Annotated in this window: 21 protein-coding genes and 1 tRNA gene; 15 read left to right on the forward strand and 7 right to left on the reverse strand. The window is 69.2% G+C overall.

Features of this window, described 5'->3' with window-relative positions; translation table 11 throughout:
- Positions 1–35: 35 nt before the first annotated feature.
- A complete protein-coding gene (locus tag Q0599_RS02340) occupies positions 36–1,946 on the forward strand; it encodes a M48 family metallopeptidase (protein WP_298825068.1) in 1,911 nt (636 codons plus the stop codon).
- Between the two features lie 6 nt (positions 1,947–1,952).
- On the opposite strand, the gene Q0599_RS02345 is transcribed toward Q0599_RS02340, so the two are convergent.
- Positions 1,953–3,638, reverse strand: coding sequence for an electron transfer flavoprotein-ubiquinone oxidoreductase (locus Q0599_RS02345; protein WP_298825070.1), 1,686 nt, complete (start codon positions 3,636–3,638; stop codon positions 1,953–1,955).
- 171 nt (positions 3,639–3,809) lie between these two features.
- On the opposite strand from Q0599_RS02345, the gene Q0599_RS02350 reads away from it, so the two are divergent.
- The 4 genes from Q0599_RS02350 to Q0599_RS02365 are packed head-to-tail and all read left to right on the forward strand — an operon-like array spanning position 3,810 to position 6,657.
- The gene (locus Q0599_RS02350; protein ID WP_298825072.1) at positions 3,810–4,592 is read left to right on the forward strand and encodes an SDR family oxidoreductase; all 783 of its coding nucleotides are present in this window, start codon (positions 3,810–3,812) and stop codon (positions 4,590–4,592) included.
- 13 nt (positions 4,593–4,605) lie between these two features.
- On the forward strand, positions 4,606–5,268 hold the full coding sequence (locus Q0599_RS02355; RefSeq protein WP_298825074.1) for a YceH family protein: 663 nt from the start codon (positions 4,606–4,608) through the stop codon (positions 5,266–5,268).
- Positions 5,269–5,280: 12 nt separating this feature from the next.
- Complete coding sequence (locus Q0599_RS02360) at positions 5,281–5,700, forward strand: thioesterase family protein (RefSeq protein ID WP_298825129.1); 420 nt, start codon at positions 5,281–5,283, stop codon at positions 5,698–5,700.
- 27 nt (positions 5,701–5,727) lie between these two features.
- Positions 5,728–6,657, forward strand: a complete 930-nt coding sequence (locus Q0599_RS02365; protein ID WP_298825076.1) for a DUF2279 domain-containing protein — start codon at positions 5,728–5,730, stop codon at positions 6,655–6,657.
- 26 nt (positions 6,658–6,683) lie between these two features.
- Here Q0599_RS02365 and Q0599_RS02370 read toward each other — a convergent pair whose 3' ends face one another.
- Positions 6,684–7,250, reverse strand: coding sequence for a LuxR C-terminal-related transcriptional regulator (locus Q0599_RS02370; RefSeq protein ID WP_298825078.1), 567 nt, complete (start codon positions 7,248–7,250; stop codon positions 6,684–6,686).
- A 109-nt stretch (positions 7,251–7,359) separates the two neighbouring features.
- Between Q0599_RS02370 and Q0599_RS02375 the strand changes: the two genes are divergently transcribed.
- Positions 7,360–8,079 (forward strand): CoA transferase subunit A, encoded by a 720-nt coding sequence (locus Q0599_RS02375; protein WP_298825080.1) that lies wholly within the window; start codon positions 7,360–7,362, stop codon positions 8,077–8,079.
- Positions 8,080–8,081: 2 nt separating this feature from the next.
- Positions 8,082–8,720 (forward strand): 3-oxoacid CoA-transferase subunit B, encoded by a 639-nt coding sequence (locus Q0599_RS02380; protein ID WP_298825083.1) that lies wholly within the window; start codon positions 8,082–8,084, stop codon positions 8,718–8,720.
- Positions 8,721–8,725: 5 nt separating this feature from the next.
- Here the strand turns inward: Q0599_RS02380 and Q0599_RS02385 are convergent, their stop codons facing one another.
- The gene (locus tag Q0599_RS02385; protein WP_298825086.1) at positions 8,726–9,766 is read right to left on the reverse strand and encodes a quinone-dependent dihydroorotate dehydrogenase; all 1,041 of its coding nucleotides are present in this window, start codon (positions 9,764–9,766) and stop codon (positions 8,726–8,728) included.
- 61 nt (positions 9,767–9,827) lie between these two features.
- Here Q0599_RS02385 and rpiA point away from each other — a divergent pair, with 61 nt between their 5' ends.
- Both rpiA and Q0599_RS02395 read left to right on the forward strand, forming a co-directional pair.
- Complete coding sequence (gene rpiA, locus Q0599_RS02390; RefSeq protein ID WP_298825089.1) at positions 9,828–10,487, forward strand: ribose-5-phosphate isomerase RpiA; 660 nt, start codon at positions 9,828–9,830, stop codon at positions 10,485–10,487.
- An 87-nt stretch (positions 10,488–10,574) separates the two neighbouring features.
- Positions 10,575–10,760, forward strand: coding sequence for a hypothetical protein (locus tag Q0599_RS02395; RefSeq protein WP_298825091.1), 186 nt, complete (start codon positions 10,575–10,577; stop codon positions 10,758–10,760).
- Here the strand turns inward: Q0599_RS02395 and mnmC are convergent.
- The 4 genes from mnmC to earP all read right to left on the reverse strand — a co-directional run bounded on the left by mnmC (position 10,726) and on the right by earP (position 15,404).
- Entirely contained in the window at positions 10,726–12,681 is a 1,956-nt protein-coding gene (mnmC, locus tag Q0599_RS02400; protein ID WP_298825093.1) for a bifunctional tRNA (5-methylaminomethyl-2-thiouridine)(34)-methyltransferase MnmD/FAD-dependent 5-carboxymethylaminomethyl-2-thiouridine(34) oxidoreductase MnmC, read from the reverse strand. The genes Q0599_RS02395 and mnmC overlap by 35 nt on opposite strands.
- Entirely contained in the window at positions 12,678–13,607 is a 930-nt protein-coding gene (locus Q0599_RS02405; protein WP_298825095.1) for a heme-dependent oxidative N-demethylase subunit alpha family protein, read from the reverse strand. Before Q0599_RS02405 ends, mnmC begins: the two co-directional genes overlap by 4 nt.
- Before the next feature lie 69 nt (positions 13,608–13,676).
- Complete coding sequence (efp, locus tag Q0599_RS02410) at positions 13,677–14,228, reverse strand: elongation factor P (protein WP_298825098.1); 552 nt, start codon at positions 14,226–14,228, stop codon at positions 13,677–13,679.
- Between the two features lie 114 nt (positions 14,229–14,342).
- A complete protein-coding gene (gene earP / locus Q0599_RS02415) occupies positions 14,343–15,404 on the reverse strand; it encodes an elongation factor P maturation arginine rhamnosyltransferase EarP (protein WP_298825101.1) in 1,062 nt (353 codons plus the stop codon).
- Positions 15,405–15,432: 28 nt separating this feature from the next.
- Here earP and uvrC point away from each other — a divergent pair, with 28 nt between their 5' ends.
- The 6 genes from uvrC (at position 15,433) to Q0599_RS02445 (ending at position 19,933) form a co-directional block, all read left to right on the forward strand.
- Positions 15,433–17,394 (forward strand): excinuclease ABC subunit UvrC, encoded by a 1,962-nt coding sequence (gene uvrC, locus Q0599_RS02420; protein ID WP_298825103.1) that lies wholly within the window; start codon positions 15,433–15,435, stop codon positions 17,392–17,394.
- Positions 17,381–17,881, forward strand: a complete 501-nt coding sequence (locus Q0599_RS02425) for a hypothetical protein (protein ID WP_298825106.1) — start codon at positions 17,381–17,383, stop codon at positions 17,879–17,881. The genes uvrC and Q0599_RS02425 overlap by 14 nt, the downstream gene beginning before the upstream one ends.
- 54 nt (positions 17,882–17,935) lie before the next feature.
- Positions 17,936–18,502 carry a CDP-diacylglycerol--glycerol-3-phosphate 3-phosphatidyltransferase gene (gene pgsA / locus Q0599_RS02430; RefSeq protein ID WP_298825108.1) on the forward strand — a complete coding sequence of 189 codons (567 nt, stop codon included), beginning with the start codon at positions 17,936–17,938 and terminating at the stop codon, positions 18,500–18,502.
- A 35-nt stretch (positions 18,503–18,537) separates the two neighbouring features.
- Positions 18,538–19,383 (forward strand): DMT family transporter, encoded by an 846-nt coding sequence (locus Q0599_RS02435; RefSeq protein ID WP_298825132.1) that lies wholly within the window; start codon positions 18,538–18,540, stop codon positions 19,381–19,383.
- Between the two features lie 182 nt (positions 19,384–19,565).
- Entirely contained in the window at positions 19,566–19,838 is a 273-nt protein-coding gene (locus Q0599_RS02440; protein WP_298825110.1) for an HU family DNA-binding protein, read from the forward strand.
- Positions 19,839–19,857: 19 nt separating this feature from the next.
- A tRNA-Val gene (locus Q0599_RS02445) sits at positions 19,858–19,933 on the forward strand.

The following is a 19,933-nucleotide window of genomic DNA, read 5'->3' on the forward strand; positions in this document are numbered from 1 at the left end:
TCTGGGCAAGACTGCCGGCAGGAGCGAGAACGACGATGGACGATCAGGCCTTCCGCAGCCTGGTCGCGGCCTACGAGCACGACAGCCGCGACGACCCGCAGCGATTTGCGAAGGCCACCGCGCGGATGGCCGCCTTCGGCTTCGCCGCGATCCTGCTGGCGCTCGCGGCGTCGGCCTGGGGGCTGATCTGGGGCGTGCAGCAGCTGGTGCAAGGCAGCGTGCAGGGCTGGAAGCTGATGCTGGTGCTGGGTTGCGGCTCCTTGCTGCTCTCGCTGATGCGCGCGCTGTGGATGCGACCGGAGGCGCCACGTGGCATTCCCATCACCGCAATGCAGGCGCCGCGCCTGTTCGAGCTGATCGAGAAGCTGCGCCAGCGCACCGGCGCGCCGCGGCCCGACCGCGTGCTGATCGATGGCGAGCTGAACGCCGCGGTCTGGCAGGAGCCTCGCCTGGGTCTGCTCGGCTGGCACCGCAATCATCTGATCCTCGGTCTGCCGCTGCTGATGGGCCTGTCCACGCGGCAACTCGCCGCGGTGATCGCGCACGAGTTCGGCCATCTGCGCGGCGCGCACGGCAAGCTGGGACAGTGGGTCTACCGCACGCGCCGCAGCTGGTTCAAGCTTGCCGAGGCGCGCGACCGCGCCGGCCTGGGCGGCAACGTCGCGGATCTCGCGCTGGCCTTCTTCTTCCGTCATTTCTTCCCGCGCTTCAATGCGCGCGCGTTCGTGCTGTCGCGCCAGCAGGAGTTCGCGGCCGACCGCACGGCGCACCGCATCGTCGGCGCGCGGCCGTCCGCCGAAGGACTGCAGGCCATCGAAGTGCAGGCGCGCTTTCTCGACGAGGAATTCTGGCCCGCGGTATGGCAGCGCGCCGCCGCCACGCCGTCGCCCGCGCAGGAGAGCCCGTACCGCGAGCTGCGCCGGGCGGTGCCGGCCAGCCTGCTGCACAGCAAGGCGAAGACCTGGCTGAACGACGCCCTGAAGCGCTTGCCGGACCCGGACGACACCCACCCCTCGCTGCGCGACCGGCTCGACTTCGCCGAGGTGAAGCCGGGCCTGCCCCCCCCGGCAGCGTCATCGGCCGCCGAAGAACTGCTCGGCGAGAGCCTGCGCGATTGGATCGGCCGCCTCGATGCGCGCTGGCGCGACGAGGTCGCACGCGGCTGGAACGAACACCACCGACATGCCAACGGCCAGCGGCACATGATCGACGAACTGGCGCGCGAGAGCGCCACCGGACCGATCCCTGCCGACGACCACCTGCTGTGGGCCCGTGCCGTGCGGCTGCTCGAGGGCGACGCAGCCTACGAGTCGGTGCTGCGTCGCCTGATCCAAGAGCAGCCGGACGACCTGGCAGGCCGCTACGAGCTCGGCATGCTGCTCGTCGACGAACCGGACTCGACGCGCTGCGAGGAGGGCGCGGAGTGGCTGCGTGCCGTCGCGCAGGCCGGCAACCATCCCTGGGCCTACAGTGCGGCGCTGCGCCGAGAGGCCTGGTTGGAGAGCCGCGAGCGCTTCGAAGAGCTGACGAGCTGGCGCGACCTGCTGCGCCAGCGCGACGCGGAAGCCACCGCGGCGATGGAGGCGCTGCACCAGTTCGACGGTCCTCGGCGGTTCGAGCCTTCAGGCCTGAGCCGGCGCGCGCTGCGCGCGCTTCAGGACCTGCTGCGAGGCGAGCGCGCCGCCGGCCGCGCCTGGGTGATCCGCAAGATCGAGGGCGCGGCTGCAAGCTGGCGCTTCTGCCTCGTCATCGTCGAGCGCGCCCGCGGCCTGGGTCAGCCGGACACGCTGACCTGGTGGACCGAGCTGCGCGAGCACATCGAGCTGCCGTGCCCGTTCATGGTCATCGACCTCGGGCATCCGTACTGGCGCGACAAGGCACGCAGCAAGCTGGTCGAGCAGATGCTCGCCGTGCCGGGCGCGCAGGTCTACGCCGCGCGGCGCTGAGGCCCGCTACATGCCCGCGTAGTTGGGCCCGCCGCCGCCCTCGGGCGTGACCCAGACGATGTTCTGCGTCGGGTCCTTGATGTCGCAGGTCTTGCAGTGCACGCAGTTCTGCGCGTTGATCTGCAGCCGGTCGCTGCCGTCGTCGCTCTTCACGAATTCGTAGACGCCGGCCGGGCAGTAGCGGCTCTCCGGCCCGGCGTACTTCGCCAGGTTGGTGGCGACCGGAACCTCGGCGCGGCGCAGCGTCAGGTGCGCGGGCTGGTTCTCTTCATGGTTGGTGTTGCTGATGAACACCGAGCTGAGGCGGTCGAAGGTCAGCTTGCCATCGGGCTTCGGGTAGGCGATCTGCGGGCACTCCGCGGCGGGCTTGAGATAGGTGTGGTCCGCCGCCGCGCGGTGCAGCGTCCACGGCGGTGCCTTGAAACCGAGCCTGGGCAGCAACCACTGCTCGATGCCGGTCATCAGCGTGGCGGTGTTGCGGCCCTTCTTGAACCATTGCTTGAAGTTGCGCGCCCGGTCCAGTTCCTCGAACAGCCAGCTCTCTTCGAACGCCTTCGGGTAGTCGTTCAACTCGTCGTGCTGGCGGCCGGCCCGCAGCGCTGCATGCGCAGCTTCCGCGGCCAGCATGCCTGTCTTGATGGCCGCATGGCTGCCCTTGATGCGGCTGGCGTTCAGGTAGCCGGCCTCGCAGCCAACCAGCGCACCGCCCCTGAACGCCGTCTTCGGCAGGCTGAGGATGCCGCCGGCGGTGATGGCGCGCGCGCCGTAGCCGATGCGCTTTCCGCCCTCCAGGAACTTGCGGATCTCGGGGTGCGTCTTCCAGCGCTGGAACTCCTCGAAGGGACTCAGCCAGGGGTTCGCGTAGTCGAGGCCGACGACGAAGCCGAGCGCGACCTTGTTGTCCTGCGCATGGTAGAGGAACGATCCCCCGTAGGTGTCCGACTCCAGCGGCCAGCCGGCGGTGTGGATGACCAGGCCGGGCTGATGCCTGGCCGGGTCGATCTCCCACAGCTCCTTCAGGCCGATGCCGTAGCTCTGTGGGTCGCGGCCGGCGTCGAGCTTGAAGCGCTCGATCAGCTGCTTGCCGAGGTGGCCGCGGGCGCCCTCCGCGAAGATCGTGTACCTGGCATGCAGCTCCATGCCGATCTGGAAGCCGTCGTGCGGCGCACCGTCCTTGCCCACGCCCATGTTGCCGGTGGCCACACCCTTCACCGAGCCGTCGTCGTTGTACAGAACTTCGGCGGCGGCAAAGCCGGGGAAGATCTCCACGCCCAGCGCCTCGGCCTGCCGGGCCAGCCAGCGCACCACCTCCCCCAGGCTGACGATGTAGTTGCCGTGGTTCTTGAAGCAGTCGGGCAGCAGGAACTCGGGCGTCGCCTTCGCGCCGGTTTCGCCGAGGAAGAGGAACCGGTCGGCGGTGACTTCCTGCTTCAGCGGCGCGTCCATCTCGCTCCACTTCGGGAACAGCTCGGTGATCGCACGCGGGTCCATGATCGCTCCGGAGAGGATGTGCGCGCCGGGCTCCGAACCCTTCTCCAGCACGACCACCGAGACCTCGCCGCCTTCCAGCGCCGCCAGCTGCTTCAGGCGGATCGCCGTGGCCAGGCCGGCGGGACCGCCGCCGACCACGACCACGTCGTATTCCATCGCTTCGCGCGGGCCGTATTGTTCGAGGATCGCTTGGGGTGTCATCGGGCTTCCTGAAGGTCGGGACTGCGCGCGATTCTACGGGCTGGCGACGCAAAAAAGCACGATCGTTCGCTTCGTTGGGCGCGGCGCTCGGAGTCGCCGCCGCGACACGCCGGCATCAGCGAAACCGCGTGCTATCGTCTCCGCCAAACGACGAACGACGATGGAGTCCGCATGACCTACAGCATCGATCTCTCGGGCCGCGTGGCCCTGGTCACCGGAGCGTCCAGCGGCCTGGGCGCGCAATTCGCCAGGACCCTCGCCAAGTCCGGCTGCGCCGTGGTGCTCGCCAGCCGCCGCGTGGAGCGGCTGAAGACGCTGCGCGCCGAGATCGAGGCGGCCGGTGGCGACGCGCATGTGGTCACGCTGGACGTCACCGATCACGACAGCATCAAGGCGGCAGTGGCCCATGCCGAGACCGAGATGGGCACGATCGACATCCTCGTCAACAACTCCGGCGTGAGCACCACGCAGAAGCTGGTCGAGGTGACGGAAGATGACTACGACTTCGTCTTCGATACCAACACCAAGGGCGCCTTCTTCGTGGCGCAGGAGGTGGGCAAGCGCATGCTGGCGCGCGCCAAGGGCGCGGCGCCGGGCACCTTCACCGGCGGGCGCATCGTCAACATCGCCTCGATGGCCGGCCTGCGCGTGCTCGGGCAAATTGGCGTGTACTGCATGAGCAAGGCGGCGGTCATTCACATGACGCGTGCGATGGCGCTGGAGTGGGGCCGCTTCGGCATCAACGTCAATGCCATCTGTCCCGGCTACATCGACACCGAGATCAACCACCACCACTGGCAGACCGAGCAGGGCAGGAAGCTCATCGACATGCTGCCGCGCAAGCGCGTCGGCCAGCCCCAGGACCTCGACTCGGTGTTGATGATGCTGGTGGCCAACGAGAGCCACTTCATCAACGGCGCCGTGATCCAGGCGGACGACGGCTTCGCGGTCTGAGGTGGGTGCGGCGATGCGGCCACTGTCTCTGCTCGAGGCACGCGTGCTCGGCGTGCTGGTCGAAAAGGCCCACACCGTGCCGGACAGCTACCCGCTGTCGCTGAACTCCCTGACGCTGGGTTGCAACCAGAAGACGGCACGCGACCCGGTGCTCAACGCCACCGAGTCGGAAGTGCAGGGTGCGGTGGATGCGTTGCGTGCGCTGAGCCTGGTGTTCGAGACCAGCGGCTCGCGCGTGGCGCGCTACGAGCACAACATGGGGCGCGCGATGGGGCTGCCCTCGCAGTCGGTGGCGCTGCTGTCGGTGCTGATGCTGCGCGGGCCGCAGACCAGTTCGGAACTGCGCGCCAACTGCGACCGCCTGCACCGCTTCGCCGACGTCTCCTCGGTCGAGGCCTTTCTCGACGAACTGGCCGCGCGGCCGGACGAGAAGGGTGGGCCGCTGGCGCTCAGGCTGCCGCGTGCTCCGGGCGCACGCGAACCGCGCTGGACGCACCTCCTGTGCGGACCGGTCGACGTGTCGACGCTGCCGGTCGCGGCGGGCGCCGAGGAGTTCGTCGCCGCAGGGGAGATCGCCGCGCTGAAGGCCCGGCAGGATGCGCTGCAGGCCGAACTGGCGGAACTGCGCGGGCTGGTCGAGCGCCTCTACGCCGAGCTCGGGGTGGCCAGGAACTGAAGCATCGCGATGCTGCGCTTCCATCTGCCCGAACAGAAGAAGCTCACCAACGAGATGGTGATCCCGATCCGTTGGGGCGACATGGATGCGATGGGTCATGTCAACAACACCATCTACTTCCGCTACTTCGAGACGGCGCGGATCGCCTGGTTCGACAGCATCGGCTGCCGGCCGGACCCGCAGGGCGAAGGCCCGGTGATCGTCAACGCCTTCTGCAACTTCATCCGCCAGCTCGAGTACCCCGGCGAGGTGGTCGCGCGGCACTATGTGGCCAACCCCGGCCGCAGCAGCTTCGACACCTACCTGACGCTCGAGCGCACCGACCAGCCGGGCGTGGTCTACACGGAAGGCGGCGCGCGCTGCGTGTGGGTCGACTTCCCGAAGCAGAAATCGATCCTGCTGCCGGACTGGATCCGCGCCCTGGTCACCTGAGATCATCGTGGCCATCGGGGTGGTGCGATGCGAACGAGGATAGCGCTGATCGCCACGCTGCTCGCTCCGCCGGGCGCCGGGGCCCAGACGCCCGCGCCGCCGCAGCCAGAGGCGCGCCTTGATGTTGGAGGGGTGGCGGAGTCGCCGACGCGCGACCCGAGCCCGGCGCAGCTGCGCCGGCGCAGCGCGGCGCTGACAGGCGCTTCCTTCGCGGCGATGGCCGCCTACGGCCGCGCCGAATGGTGGCAGGACGGCTTCGGCGGCGGCTTCAAGCGCGCCAACGAAGGCTGGTTTGGTCGCGGCACGGCCAATGGCGGCGCGGACAAGCTTGGGCACATGATGTTCGCGTACGCGGGATCGCGCCTGCTGACGCGCGCCTTCGAGGGCATCGGCCGGGATCCGGACATGGCCCTGCGGTGGGGCGCGTGGACGGCGGTCGGCACCTTGCTCGCTGTCGAGGTGGCCGACGGTTACTCGCGCAAGTGGCGCTTCTCGCACGAGGATGCGATCGCCGACCTGGTCGGCGGTGCGCTGGGCTGGTGGATGGAGCGCGACCCGGCGCTCGACGACCTCGTCGACCTGCGCCTGTACTACCGCCGCTCGATGGGGCCGACGGGCCGCAGCAGCTTCAATCCGTTCGGCGACTACGCCGGGCAGCGCTACCTGCTGGTCTTCAAGGCCAGCGGCATGCCCGCGCTGAGGACCCGCCCCGTGCTGCGCCATCTCGAGCTCAGCGTCGGCTATGGCGCGCAGGGTTTTCCGGCCGCGCCGGGTGCGCTGGCGTCACCGACGCGGCGCGCCTACGTCGGCGTGTCGCTCAATCTGTCCGAGCTGCTGCGCAGCACGGCATTCCGTGGCGACGCCACGCCGTCGCGCACCCAGCGCCTGGGCGAGACCTTCCTCGAGTACGTGCAGGTGCCGGCGGCGGGCGTGTGGAGCGGCCAGGCGATCCGCTGAAGGGCGGCGCAGCCACCCATCGGAGCTCAGGCGCGCAGGAGCTTCTGCACCAGCTCCGGCGTCGTCGCCGCCCTGTGCTTCTTCATCAGCCGGGCGCGGTAGACGTCCACCGTGCGCGGGCTGATGTCCAGTCGCTTGCCGATCAGCTTGCTGGTGAGACCTTCGATCAGCAGTGCGGCGATCTCGCGTTCGCGCGGCGTCAGGTCCACGGCGATGCGGCGCCGCGCGGACAGGTCCTCGAACACCCAGATGCCCGCCGCGTGCGGCTGCGCCGGGTCGAGTGCGCGGCCCGACACATGGCACCAGAACAGCTCGCCGCGCTGCGCGCCGTCGACGCGCTTCATCACCCGCTCGTCGCTGTACCAGCCCTGTCGGTCCAGGCTGGCGGCGATGCGCGCGCCGGTGCGCTCGAATTCGTCGTGGGTGGGATAGAGCATCTCGAAGCTCTGGCCGACGAGCTGCTCGCGCTCGGCGCCGAACATCGCCAGCACCTGCTGGTTGCAGTCGACCATGAGGCGATGCCGTGACAGCACCATGCCGACCGGGGCGAGGTCGAAGGCGGTGCGGTAGTCGAGCGCCGGGATGTCGGTCATGAGGGGAACCTGCTCGCGCAGGAAGATCCTTACTGAATTCTACGTAACCCCTACGTAATGGCATACGTAGTACGCTGCGCGGCTGGATTTCCTCCCAGGAGACGTTTCGATGAACAAGGTCTACCCGAGCGCGGCCAAGGCGCTCGAAGGCATCGTGCACGACGGGCAGTTGCTCGCCGTGGGCGGCTTCGGCCTGTGCGGCATTCCCGAGGCACTGATCGCCGCGCTGCGCGACTCGAAGGTGAAGAACCTGACGGTCATCTCGAACAATGCCGGCGTCGACGGCTTCGGCCTCGGGCAGCTGCTTGAGACGCGCCAGATCAAGAAGATGATCTCCAGCTACGTGGGCGAGAACAAGGAGTTCGAGCGCCAGTACCTGGCCGGTGAACTGGAGCTGGAGTTCACGCCGCAGGGCACGCTGGCCGAGAAGCTTCGCGCCGGCGGCGCCGGCATCCCGGCGTTCTTCACGCGCACCGGCGTCGGCACCATGGTCGCCGAGGGCAAGGAGACACGCGAGTTCGACGGCCACACCTACGTGATGGAGCGCGCGCTGCTGCCCGACGTGTCGCTGGTCAAGGCCTGGAAGGCGGACAAGAGCGGCAACCTGATCTTCCGCCGCACCGCGCGCAACTTCAATCCGGCGGTGGCGATGGCCGGCCGCGTCACGGTGGTCGAGGTCGAGCAGATCGTCGAGACCGGCACCTTCGACCCGGACGCCGTGCACCTGCCCGGCATCTACGTGCACCGCCTGGTGCTCAACGCCACGCCGGAGAAGCGCATCGAGAAGCGCACCATCACCGAGCGCGTGCCCGCGAAGGAAGGAATCTGACCATGGCCTGGACCCACGACCAGATGGCTGCCCGTGCGGCCAAGGAACTCGCCGACGGCTTCTACGTGAACCTCGGCATCGGCCTGCCCACGCTGGTGGCCAACTTCGTCGACCCGAACATCGAAGTCTGGCTGCAGAGCGAGAACGGCATGCTCGGCATCGGCCCGTTTCCGACCGAGGACGAGGTCGACGCCGACCTGATCAACGCTGGCAAGCAGACGGTGACGACGATTCCGGGCAGCAGCATCTTCGGCTCGCACGACAGCTTCGCGATGATCCGCGGCGGCAAGATCAACCTGTCCATCCTCGGCGCGATGCAGGTCAGCGAGAAGGGCGACCTGGCGAACTGGATGATCCCCGGCAAGATGGTCAAGGGCATGGGTGGCGCCATGGACCTGGTTGGCGGGGTGAAGAGCGTCGTCGTGCTGATGGAGCACGTGGCGAAGAAGAAGGATGGCACCGTCGACCTGAAGATCCTGCCGCACTGCACGCTGCCGCTGACCGGTGTCGGCGTGGTCGATCGCATCATCACCGACCTGTGCGTGCTCGACGTGACGCCGCACGGGCTGAAGCTCGTCGAGCTCGCGCCGGGCGTGACGCGCGAGGAGGTGCAGTCGAAGACGGGCGTGCCGCTGCAGTAGGCACTTCAGCGCATGTGCTGGAGGGCCCGCGCTGCCTCGGTGACCAGGGGCGGGCCCCGGTAGATGAAGCCGGTGTAGATCTGCACGAGGTCTGCCCCGGCTTCGCGCTTGGCGACGGCGTCGGCACCGCTCATCACGCCGCCCACGCCGATGATCGGATAGGCGCTGCCCAGCTGGGCGCGCAGCAGCCGGATCACGCGATTGCTCGCCTCGAACACCGGCGCGCCGGACAGGCCACCGGCTTCCTCGCCGTGCCGCAGGTGCCTGACCGCGTCGCGCGCGATCGTGGTGTTGGTGGCAATCACGCCGTCGATGCCGTTCTTCTTCAGCGTTGCCGCGATCACCTTCACCTGCGCTTCGTCGAGGTCCGGCGCGATCTTCACGAACACCGGCACGCGGCGGCCATGCGCGCGCTGCAGCGCCGCCTTGCGCTCCTGAACGGCCAAGAGCAGTGCATCGAGCGCCTCGTCGCTCTGCAGTGCGCGCAGGTTCTTCGTGTTCGGGCTGGAGATGTTCACCGTCACGTAATCGGCATGCGGGTAGACGCCGTCCAGGCCGATCAGGTAGTCGTCCACCGCGCGTTCGATCGGCGTGGCGGCGTTCTTGCCGATGTTCAGGCCCAGGATGCCGCCCTTGGCGCGGAAGCCCGCGCGCTTGACGTTGGCGAGGAAGGCCTCGAGGCCGTCATTGTTGAAGCCGAGCCGGTTGATCAGCGCCTTCGCCTCGGGCAGGCGGAACATGCGCGGCCTGGGATTGCCCGGTTGCGCCTTCGGCGTGACCGTGCCCACTTCGATGAATCCGAAGCCCATCGCCGCGAGGCCGTCGATGCAGCGGCCGTTCTTGTCCAGGCCGGCGGCCAGGCCGACGCGGTTGGGAAAGCGCAGCCCCGCGACGCTGACCGGATCGTCGACGCGCGGCTGCGCGATGCCGCACAGCAGTGGCGTGTGCTGGATGCGCGCCAGCGCGGCCAGGGTCAGGTCGTGCGCGGCCTCCGGGTCCAGGCCGAACAGGAAGGGGCGGGCGAGGGCGTAGGGAACGAGGGCCATGCGGTGCGTCTTGGATAATCGCCGGATTGTCGCAAACCGCCTCGCACCGGCCTCATCCCCCATGACCCAGGACGAACTCAAGGCTCTCGTCGGCCAGGCCGCCTTGGCCTACGTGCAACCCGGCAGCATCGTCGGCGTGGGCACCGGCTCGACGGTGAACTGTTTCATCGACGCGCTGGCCGCCATGAAGGATCGCATCGCCGGCGCGGTGTCGAGCAGCGAGAAGAGCACGCAGCGCCTGCAGTCCCACGGCATCACCGTGCTCGACAGCAACAGCGTCGATCGCATCCCGGTCTACATCGACGGCGCCGACGAGATCGACCACGGCGGCCACATGATCAAGGGCGGCGGCGCGGCCCTGACGCGGGAGAAGATCGTCGCCGACCTCGCCGAGGGCTTCGTCTGCATTGCCGACGAATCGAAGCTCGTGAAGATGCTGGGCCGCTATCCGCTGCCCGTCGAGGTGATTCCGATGGCTACGTCGCAGGTGGCCCGCCGCTTCGCGGCGCTGGGCGGCGAGGCCGTGCTGCGGGAAGGTGTGATCACCGACAACGGCGGCTGCATCGTCGACGTGAGGGGCCTTTCCATCACCGACCCGCTCGCCATGGAACAGGAGGTGAACCAGTGGCCCGGCGTGGTCACGGTGGGCATCTTTGCGCGTCATCGGGCCAGCGTCTGCCTGCTGGGAACGGCACAGGGCGTGAAGACGCTGAGTTTCTGAGCGCGGCACGGCGCGTGGCGCCGAAAAACGCGTAACCTCGCGACTGTGGCGCCCCCGGGCGCCCTTCGCATCCCGGAAGGACGTCGCATGGCGAAACCGAATTATTCGTACGAGAAGCGCCAGCGCGAGCTGGCCAAGAAGAAGAAGAAGGAAGAGAAAGCCCGCGAGAAGGCAGAGCGCAAGACCGGCAGCGGGCAACCCGGCGAGGGCGAGGCCGACGCTGCCAGCAGCGAGGACGTCACGCCCGCTGCGCCGGCTCCCGACCAGGGCTGAGCGCCTGGCGCCGCGCCCGCGCCGCGAAGCGCGCGGGATCGACGGCATCCATCAGGCTCGCCTCCACGGGCGACGGCGAGCCAGTCACCCAGGCGGCTAGCAGCCGCGCTCCCAGCGCCGACATGCCGATGCCGCGCGAGCCGAGCGCGGTGAAAACGAACAGACCCTCATGTCTCGGAATGAAGCGCGGCTGGTCGGCGGAGCCGACCGCGCGCCGCGCACCGTCGGGCACCCCGCCGACGATCGGCAGGCGATCGGCGGACGTCCAGCGCCAGCCGGTGCGGCCCTGCAGCGCGTCGGCCTCGATGGTCGCCGCCACACTGGTGAGCCGCGCGAGCCGCCCGAGGTTGACGCGGTGGTCGTCGCTGCGTACCGAGGCGTCACCGTCACCTCGCTGCGAGGTCGCGCCGAACACCGCCGCGCCGCCGACCGCCGGCAGCACATAGCCCGCCCCGGCCAGCGGCACCCGCGGCAGCGCCACATGCTGCGCCGGCGCGAGCGAGACCTGTCCACGCACTGGCTCGACGGGCCAGTCTTCGGCGCCGAGCAGCCGCAAGGCGTCGCCCGCGTTGGCCAGCACCACGCTGCGCGCACGGTGCAGCACGCGGCCCTCCGCGTCGAGCAGTTGCCACGCGTCGCCATGCTGCCGCAGCTCGGCCACCGGCGTGTTGCCGCACCACGTGGCGAGGTCGGCCGCGCGGCGCAGGTACCAGGCCGCCAGTGCCACTGGCGCGATCCAGCCACCACCGGGATAGAACCAGGCCGGCTGCGCCAGGCCGAGGCCCGCGATCCGCGAGGCCGTGGCGGCATCGACCGCATCGACATAGTCGCTCGGCAGACCCAGTCGCTGCAGCATGGCCCGCATGGCGGGCAGGTCGGCCGTCTCGTCCGCCATGCGCAGCAGGCCCTGCACCTGCCCCGGCACACCCTGTGCCACGGCTTCGCGCGCCACGCGCTCGAAGGCCAGCGCGGCCGCGCGGTGCCAGCGCGCATGCAGGCCATCGTCGGGCGTCACCACGCCGTGGAACAAGCCGCCCGGGTTGCCCGAGCCTTCACCGGCCGGTCCGGCATGACGATCGACGACCATGCTGCGCCAGCCCTGTTCGGCCAGTGCCCAGGCCGCAGCGCAACCGGCCAGTCCACCGCCGACGATCAGCGCATGGCGCTCGACGTCGCGGGCACGCGGCCGCCCGGGTGGGGCACTGCGGCGCGTTGTCGGCGGCTCGAAGCGCGCCACGGTGATCTCGCGCTTGCCGCCCCGGCCGGGCGCCTTCTGCACCGCGAAGCCGGCGCGGTGCAGGCCGTCGCGCACGCTGCGTGCGGCCGACCAGGTGGCCGCAGTCGCCTGTGGCGCAGCCAGCCGCGACAGCGACTTGAACAGCCGCGCCTCCCACATGCGCGGATTGCGGTCCGGCGCGAAGCCGTCGAGGAAGAACGCGTCCACCGCGGCCACCCATTCGGGCAGCCAGGCGGCGGCGTCGCCGAAGGCGAGGTAGAGGTTCACGCGTCCTGCATCGAAGCTCAGGTGATGCAGGTTGTGCGCGAGCGGCGGCCATTGCCCGACGAGTTCCGCGCACAGGCCGGCAAGCTCGCCTTCGCGCGGCCAGTCGGCAAGGTCCTCGCGGGTGGGCGGGTGCAGTTCGACCGAGAGGAAGTCGAGACGCCTGCAGCGCTGCGTATCGGAGCGCCAGGCGGCCCAGGCGGCGAGGAAGTTGTTGCCCAGGCCGAAGCCGGTCTCGGCGATCACGAAGCGATCGCGGCCGGCCCAGCGGCCGGGCAGGCCGTTGCCGGCCAGGAAGACGTGGCGGGCCTGTTCCAGCGCGCCGGCACGCGGGTGGTAGACATCGTCGAAGTTCGCCGCGAAGGGCAGCCCCTCGGACGAAGGTTCGATGCGTGCCGGGACGATGGGGGCGGTCTTCATGCCGTGCGCGCCGCCAGCCAGGCCAGCAGCCGATCGCGCGCGCTGCCCAGACCGCGGTAGGCGAGCACCGCCTCGCTCATGCTCGCCAGCGCGTCGTGCACGGCGGCCGCCTGCCCCGGCGCACGGATCGCTTCGTCCAGGGGACGGCTCTCGACGTGGATGGTGAAGATCGCCTGGCGCCGTTCGGGCAGTGGAATGAAGGTCTGCCGCTCGGTGCGGAAGCTCGCCCCTGCCACCAGCGACTCGGCATCGGCGTCGGCCGGCCAGCGCGGCGCGCCCACGCGCTGTGGATGCATGTCCAGGCGCGGCTCGGGGGTGATCGTCCAGACGAAGCGTTCCCAGCGCTGGTTGCCGGTTACCAGTCGCGTGAGGTGCTCGCTCGCGCTGAGCAGCAGTCGGTTGTCGGCCACCGGAGCGTGGACCTCGGCGAAGTGCCGGCCCACCTTGTCCTCGGGCGACCAGTGCGAGGGCAGGCAAACCGCCAGCCAGGGGATGCGCGCCGTGGCGCCGTCGACGACCGCGAAGTCCTCGGCGAAGGCGAGGCAGAGCAGGGCGGCCCGCCGCCACGGCGCGGGGAGGGCGGACAGGCAGCGGCCGATGGCTGCGGGGCCATCGCCCACCACCGTGTCGCCCCGCAGCGACCAGCCGAGCAGCGGCGCGTCCAGGCGATCCTGGCCGTCCCAGCACCAGGCCTGCGGATGCTCGGCCGCCGCGTGTTCGCTCAAGCGGCGCAGCGCCGGCTCCGCATCGAAGCCGGGCGCGACCACCAGCGCTTGCGCAGCATGGTCTCGCAGCACGACGAGCTTCTCGCCGAGCGCACGGTCGCCCGGGCGGCTCGGCGTCAGCTGCGAGGCTCCCGGCGTCAGTGCGCGCAGACCCGGCTGCATGCGGAACGGGGCGGTGACCGCAGCAAAGTCGAATGGCATGTGCCGATGATGCCGAAAGAAACGAAAAGGGCGCCCGCAGGCGCCCGCTTCACCTCGCGCCCGCTGGCGTCACACCCGCTTGCGGTACTCGTGCGTGCGCGTGTCGATCTCGATCTTGTCGCCGTTCTCGACGAACAGCGGCACCGAGATCTCGAAGCCGGTGGCGATCTTTGCCGGCTTCATCACCTTGCCCGACGTGTCGCCCTTGACGGCCGGCTCCGTGGTGACTTCGCGCACCACGGTGGTCGGCAGTTCGACCGAGATCGCCTTGCCGTCGTAGAACACCACCTCGACGGCCATGCCGTCCTCGAGGTAGTTGATCGCGTCGCCCATGTTCTCGGCTTCGACCTCGAACTGGTTGTAGTCGCTGTCCATGAAGACGTACATCGGATCGGCGAAGTAGGAGTAGGTGCACTCCTTCTTGTCGAGCACGATCTGGTCCATCTTGTCGTCGGCCTTGAAGACGACCTCCGTGCCCGAGCTGTTCAGCAGGTTCTTCAGCTTCATGCGCACCGTGGCGGCATTGCGGCCGCCGCGGCTGTATTCGGTCTTGAGCACGACCATCGGGTCCTTGCCCTGCATGATGACGTTGCCGGCGCGGATTTCCTGTGCGATCTTCATGGTGAGTTCCGGTGTTGCAGTTGCCTCGCGACCACGGTGTCTTCCTGGTCCCCGGGGCGGGCGGTTCTGAGGCGCGCAGGCAGTGGTTCCCCGCTTGGCGCAAAGCTCGCGATTCTAGCGCCTTTCCAGGACGAAGCTCTGCAGCTGGCTGGTCAGGTCGGGCTGCGCCGCGAGGCCATCGCGCCAGGCGCGGCAATGCGCACCCCAGGGCGACAGCGGCGGCAGACGAAGGCCGTCGCCCACGCCGTTCCACGCCCGCCAGAGCGATCGGCAGGCATCGACCCAGTCTCCCGAGGCCCCGGCAAGATGACGCTCGAGAAAGGCCTGCAGCTTGACCACATGTGCACCATCCGACTGCGGATAGACGTGCCAGACGAAAGGCAGGCCCGCCCACTGCGCGCGCACGAACGAATCCTCGCCACGCACCAGGTTCAGGTCACAGGCCCACAGGAGGTGGTCGTAATTGACTTGGGTCAGGTAGGGCAGCGAGACGGCACGCAGCGCACCGGTCGCCATCGCGGCGCCAAGGACGTGGCGCACCTGCTGCGCCGCGGGGCCGGGGGTGGCGAGCAGCAGCGTCGGCGTCTCGGACAGCGCCTCCAGAAGTCGCGGCAGCGCCGGGTTGGCGTAGCAGAAGAGGCTGACCACCCGCTCGCCCGCGTGCGGCTGCACGCCGAGGCCGGCGAGCCAGGCCTCGGCATCGAAGGCCCGGCATCGCTCGAGCAGGCCCGGCTCGCGCAGCAGACCCCCGGTATGGTCGGTGAAGCCGGGATAGAAGAACCACTTCACCAGTCCGGCACCGGGGCCGCAGGACTGTGGAGACGGCAGCCGGTGGCTGCGCTCGACATAGCATTCGGCACTGAGGTACTCGAGGTTGATCCACAGCGGCGGCGTCGCGCGCGCGGCCATGCGTGCCACGAAGAATGCCGGCGGATCGCAACCGAAGGCCTCGATCACCACCTCGCCCGGCTCGACCTCCAGTTCCGCCTCGGGCCAGGGGCGAAGCTCGACGCCCGCCGCCCCCTTCGGCGCCATCCAGGCCAGCGCCGAGGCGTCGTCCACCCACAGCCGCACCCGCTCGCCGCGGCTGGCGAGATCGGCGGCCAGACGCCAGCACACGCCCAGATCGCCATGGTTGTCGACGACGCGGCAGAACAGGTCCCAGGTCATGCGCATCGATCATACGGCTCGATAATTCGCGCCGATGGAGCCCAGGACGAGCACGCCGACCACGCCGCCAGCCGCCGCAGGCGACGACGCGGTGCACGCGCGCCTGCTCGAAGAGGTTGCCGCGCTGCCCAGCCTGCCCGGCGTGTACCGTTATTTCGACGCACAGGGTGCGGTGCTCTACGTCGGCAAGGCGCGAGACCTGAAGAAGCGCGTCTCGAGCTACTTCCAGAAGAACCACGACGGCACGCGCATCGGCCACATGGTGGGCAAGATCGTGCGCATGGAGACCACGGTGGTGCGCTCCGAGGCCGAAGCGCTGCTGCTCGAGAACAACCTGATCAAGACGCTGGTCCCGCGCTACAACATCCTGTTCCGGGACGACAAGAGCTACCCCTATCTGAAGATCACCGGCCGTGCCGGCGCGAAGGGCGAGGGCGCCGCGGCCTTCCCCCGCCTGGCTTACTACCGCGGCGCGGTGGACCAGCGGCATCGCTACTTCGGCCCCTACCCGAGTGCCTGGGCGGTGAAGGAGTCGATCCAACTGCTGCAGAAGGTGTTCCGCCTGCGCACCTGCGAGGACACCGTCTTCGCCAACCGCACACGGCCCTGCCTGCTCTTCCAGATCAAGCGCTGCTCCGGCCCCTGCGTGAAGATGATCGACGCGGCCGACTACGCGCGCGACGTGGCCAACGCCGAGCGCTTCCTGCTCGGCGGCGAGCAGGAGACGCTCGATGCCCTGCAGGCGCAGATGATGGCCCATGCCGACGCGCTGCAGTTCGAGAAGGCCGCCGAGATCCGCGATCAGATCGGCGCGCTGTCGCGCGTGCTGCACCGCCAGGCGGTGGAGGACAACAGCGGCGTCACCACCAAGGATGCGGACATCCTCGCGGTGCGCGTCGAGGGCGGCAAGGCCTGCGTCAACCTGGCGATGGTTCGCGGCGGCCGTCACCTCGGTGACCGGCCGTACTTCCCGGCGCACGTCGAGGAGGGCACGGTGCTGGCCGGCGAGGACGGCGAGCGCGGTGCGCAGGCGGCGCCGGAGGTCCAGGTGCTCGAGGCCTTCATCGCGCAGCACTACCTCGATGGTGGCGTCCCCCCGCTGCTCGTCCTCAGCCACGCGGTCGACAAGTCGCTGATCGAGGCGCTGTCGGGGCACAGCGGTGTGCGCGTCACCGCACAGCACCAGCCGAGGGAAGCGCGCCGCGCCTGGCTGGACATGTGCATCCAGGGCGCCCAGATCAAGCTCGCGCAGCTGCTCGCCGAGGAGGGCTCGCAGCAGGCGCGCACGCGCGCCCTGGTCGACGCGCTCGACATGGCGGTGGAAAACCTCGACACCTTTCGCATCGAGTGTTTCGATATCAGCCACACCGCCGGCGAATCGACACAGGCATCGTGCGTGGTGTTCGAGAACCATCGCATGCAGAACGCGCAGTACCGCCGCTACAACATCGAAGGCATCACCGGCGGCGACGACTACGCCGCCATGCGTCAGGTGCTGACGCGGCGCTACGCCAAGCTGGCCGAGGCGGTCGGCGGCGGTACGGCTCGGCTGCCTGACCTGGTGCTGGTCGACGGTGGCCGCGGCCAGGTGGCGATGGCGCGCGAAGTCTTCGAGGAACTCGGCCTCGACCTCGGCCTGATCGTCGGCGTCGAGAAGGGCGAGGGCCGCAAGGTCGGACTGGAGGAACTGGTGTTTGCCGACGGGCGACCCAAGGTCTACCTGGGCCGGGACTCGGCCGCGCTGATGCTGGTGGCACAGATCCGCGACGAGGCGCACCGCTTTGCCATCACCGGCATGCGCGCGCGGCGGGCCAGCGTGCGCACCGGCGGCAGCCGGCTCGAAGAGATTCCCGGCGTCGGTCCGCGCAAGCGAGCGCGACTGCTGCAGCGTTTCGGCGGCGTGCGCGGGGTGGGACAGGCGAGCGTGGACGATCTCGCCAGCGTGGATGGGATATCGAGGGAACTTGCAGAGGAGATCTATCGTGCGTTGCATTGATGCGAAGAGCGGCCTGGTGATCGCCGCGCTGGCGGGGCTGGCGGGCTGCACCAGCCCGGTGCCACTGGGCACGCCGGCCCCGGCGCCCGCGGCTCGCGCCCCTTCGATGCCTGCGCCTGCATCCCCGACGCAGATCCACCGCCACGCGTCCCAGGCCACCAGCGAGCGTGCCTATCGCCAGGATGCGGCGCGTGCCATCTACGCGGCCTACCCGGACAGCATCTACAAGGGCAAGCTGCCACCGATGCTGTACGCCATCGCGGTGGTCGAGACCGAACTCGATTCGAAGGGCAATGTCCGCGAGGTGCGCATGCTGCGCGCGCCGAGCCACGCACCGGAGGTGACGGCGAGGGTGCGCGAGTTGATCCGCAAGGCGTCGCCACTGCCCGCGCCCCACCGGCTGGGCGCGGTGAAGTACACCGACACGTGGCTGGTCGACAAGAGCGGCAGGTTCCAACTCGACACGCTGACCGAAGGACAGTTGTAGGCGTTCCGGCGAGCCTGAAGCAGCCGCCGCGAAGAACTTCGGCACAATCGGCCGATGTTCTTCAACCTGCCGACCCTGCTGACCTGGGCACGCATCGTCGCGATCCCGCTGATCGTCGGCGTCTTCTATCTGAATCTGGAGCCCGGCCTGCAGAATCTGCTGGCCACCGTGCTCTTCGTCGTGTTCGCGCTGACCGATTGGCTTGACGGCTTCCTTGCGCGCAAGCTGAACATGACCTCGTCGTTCGGGGCCTTCCTCGACCCGGTGGCCGACAAGTTCCTCGTCTGCGCGGCGTTGCTGGTGCTGGTGCACCTGAACCGCCTGCACGCCCTCGTGGCGCTGGTGATCATCGGCCGCGAGATCGCCATCTCGGCGCTGCGGGAGTGGATGGCGCAGATCGGCGCATCGCGCAGCGTGGCAGTGCACATGCTGGGCAAGGTGAAGACGGTGGTGCAGATGGTCGCCATCCCGTTCCTGCTCTTCGATGGCCGGCTGTTCGGCCTGATCGACACGCACTGGTGGGGCACGTTGCTGATCCTCATCTCTGCGGTGCTGACCATCTGGTCGATGATCTACTACCTGCAGAAGGCGCTGCCGGAGATCCGCGCCAAGGCTCGCTGACCGTGGCGCTCGCCGAGCGCCCGCTGCTGCGGGCGATGCCCTGGGTGTTCGTGCTCATCTGGAGCACGGGCTTCGTGGTCGCGCGGCTGGCCATGCCCCATTCGCCGCCGCTGGGCTTCCTGTCGGTGCGCTACGCCTTGTCGGTGCTCTGCTTCGCCGCGTGGATCGCGTTGGCCCGCGTGCCCCTGCCACCGCGCGCCCAGTGGGCGCATCTCGCCGCATCGGGCGTGCTGATGCATGCCGGCTACCTCGGCGGTGTCTGGTCGGCAGTCAAGTCGGGCATGGGCGCGGGCACGGTGGCGCTTCTCGTCGGTCTGCAACCTGTGCTCACGGCCCTGTGGCTCAGCGCGACGTCGGGGACGCAGTCCCGCGTCACGGCGCGACAGTGGTTCGGGCTGCTGTTCGGCCTCGTCGGCCTCGCGCTGGTGGTGTGGCGCAAGCTCGGCATCGGCGAAGTGACGAACGTGAACCTGGCGCTCGCCGTCGGCGCGCTGCTCAGCATCACCGCCGGCACGCTGTACCAGAAGCGCTTCGTACGCGTCGCCGATGTCCGTGCTGCCAGCACGGTGCAGTTGCTCGCGGCCTTCGTCGTCACGGCACCGCTGGCCTTGCTGGAAACCGAGTCGATGCAGTGGCAATCGGACCTCGCGATCGCGATGGCTTGGTCGGTGCTCGCACTGACGCTGGGAGGCAGCTCTTTGCTCTACCTGCTCATTCAGCGCGGCGCCGCCACGCAGGTCACGAGCCTGCTGTACCTGGTGCCCCCCTGCACCGCCCTGATGGCCTGGCTGCTTTTCGGCGAGGCCTTCACGGCGTTGATGCTGATGGGAATGCTGCTGACGGTGATCGGCGTGGCACTGGTCGTGCGCGATGGGCGATGACGTTGTGAGCAGTGTCCCGCCCCGCGCCGTCGACGCCGATGAATGCGCATAGAATCCCGCTCCGCCCTTGACAGCCTCGGGGGCACAGCTTGTAATGGCCCGCGCCGGGCGTACCCAGGGTCGGCGCGCACCGAGACACCCACCGAATTCCGTTCGAGAAACCATTTAGAGGGGGATAACCCGTGAACAAGTCTGAATTGATCGAGCACATCGCCCGTCAGGCGGATATCTCCAAGGCCGCAGCCACCCGCGCCCTGGAAGCCATGATCGGCGGTGTGAAGTCGACGCTGAAGAAGAACAACAGCGTCTCGCTGGTCGGTTTCGGCACCTTCAGCGTCAGCAAGCGTGCTGCACGCAGCGGCCGCAATCCGCGCACCGGCGCCACGATCAAGATCAAGGCTGCCAAGGTGCCGAAGTTCCGTCCGGGCAAGGCGCTCAAGGACGCGGTCAACTGAGTCGCTTCTCGCGTAGCGCGGGTGCTTAGCTCAGCTGGTAGAGCGGCGCCCTTACAAGGCGTAGGTCGGGGGTTCGAACCCCTCAGCACCCACCA

Source organism: uncultured Piscinibacter sp. (assembly GCF_937952055.1).
Lineage (GTDB): Bacteria > Pseudomonadota > Gammaproteobacteria > Burkholderiales > Burkholderiaceae_C > Piscinibacter.

What these genes read in the sequence shown, in the direction of transcription:
- Q0599_RS02385 (WP_298825086.1), bottom strand. Translation starts at nt 9,766, where the DNA reads ATGGCCCTCGTTCCCTACGCCCTCGCCCGCCCCTTCCTGTTCGGCCTG.
- efp (WP_298825098.1), bottom strand. Translation starts at nt 14,228, where the DNA reads ATGAAGATCGCACAGGAAATCCGCGCCGGCAACGTCATCATGCAGGGC.
- pgsA (WP_298825108.1), top strand. Translation starts at nt 17,936, where the DNA reads ATGTTCTTCAACCTGCCGACCCTGCTGACCTGGGCACGCATCGTCGCG.
- Q0599_RS02340 (WP_298825068.1), top strand. Translation starts at nt 36, where the DNA reads ATGGACGATCAGGCCTTCCGCAGCCTGGTCGCGGCCTACGAGCACGAC.
- Q0599_RS02435 (WP_298825132.1), top strand. Translation starts at nt 18,538, where the DNA reads ATGCCCTGGGTGTTCGTGCTCATCTGGAGCACGGGCTTCGTGGTCGCG.
- rpiA (WP_298825089.1), top strand. Translation starts at nt 9,828, where the DNA reads ATGACCCAGGACGAACTCAAGGCTCTCGTCGGCCAGGCCGCCTTGGCC.
- Q0599_RS02355 (WP_298825074.1), top strand. Translation starts at nt 4,606, where the DNA reads ATGCGGCCACTGTCTCTGCTCGAGGCACGCGTGCTCGGCGTGCTGGTC.
- Q0599_RS02380 (WP_298825083.1), top strand. Translation starts at nt 8,082, where the DNA reads ATGGCCTGGACCCACGACCAGATGGCTGCCCGTGCGGCCAAGGAACTC.
- Q0599_RS02345 (WP_298825070.1), bottom strand. Translation starts at nt 3,638, where the DNA reads ATGACACCCCAAGCGATCCTCGAACAATACGGCCCGCGCGAAGCGATG.
- mnmC (WP_298825093.1), bottom strand. Translation starts at nt 12,681, where the DNA reads ATGAAGACCGCCCCCATCGTCCCGGCACGCATCGAACCTTCGTCCGAG.
- earP (WP_298825101.1), bottom strand. Translation starts at nt 15,404, where the DNA reads ATGCGCATGACCTGGGACCTGTTCTGCCGCGTCGTCGACAACCATGGC.
- Q0599_RS02405 (WP_298825095.1), bottom strand. Translation starts at nt 13,607, where the DNA reads ATGCCATTCGACTTTGCTGCGGTCACCGCCCCGTTCCGCATGCAGCCG.
- Q0599_RS02395 (WP_298825091.1), top strand. Translation starts at nt 10,575, where the DNA reads ATGGCGAAACCGAATTATTCGTACGAGAAGCGCCAGCGCGAGCTGGCC.
- Q0599_RS02365 (WP_298825076.1), top strand. Translation starts at nt 5,728, where the DNA reads ATGCGAACGAGGATAGCGCTGATCGCCACGCTGCTCGCTCCGCCGGGC.
- Q0599_RS02375 (WP_298825080.1), top strand. Translation starts at nt 7,360, where the DNA reads ATGAACAAGGTCTACCCGAGCGCGGCCAAGGCGCTCGAAGGCATCGTG.
- Q0599_RS02370 (WP_298825078.1), bottom strand. Translation starts at nt 7,250, where the DNA reads ATGACCGACATCCCGGCGCTCGACTACCGCACCGCCTTCGACCTCGCC.
- uvrC (WP_298825103.1), top strand. Translation starts at nt 15,433, where the DNA reads ATGGAGCCCAGGACGAGCACGCCGACCACGCCGCCAGCCGCCGCAGGC.
- Q0599_RS02350 (WP_298825072.1), top strand. Translation starts at nt 3,810, where the DNA reads ATGACCTACAGCATCGATCTCTCGGGCCGCGTGGCCCTGGTCACCGGA.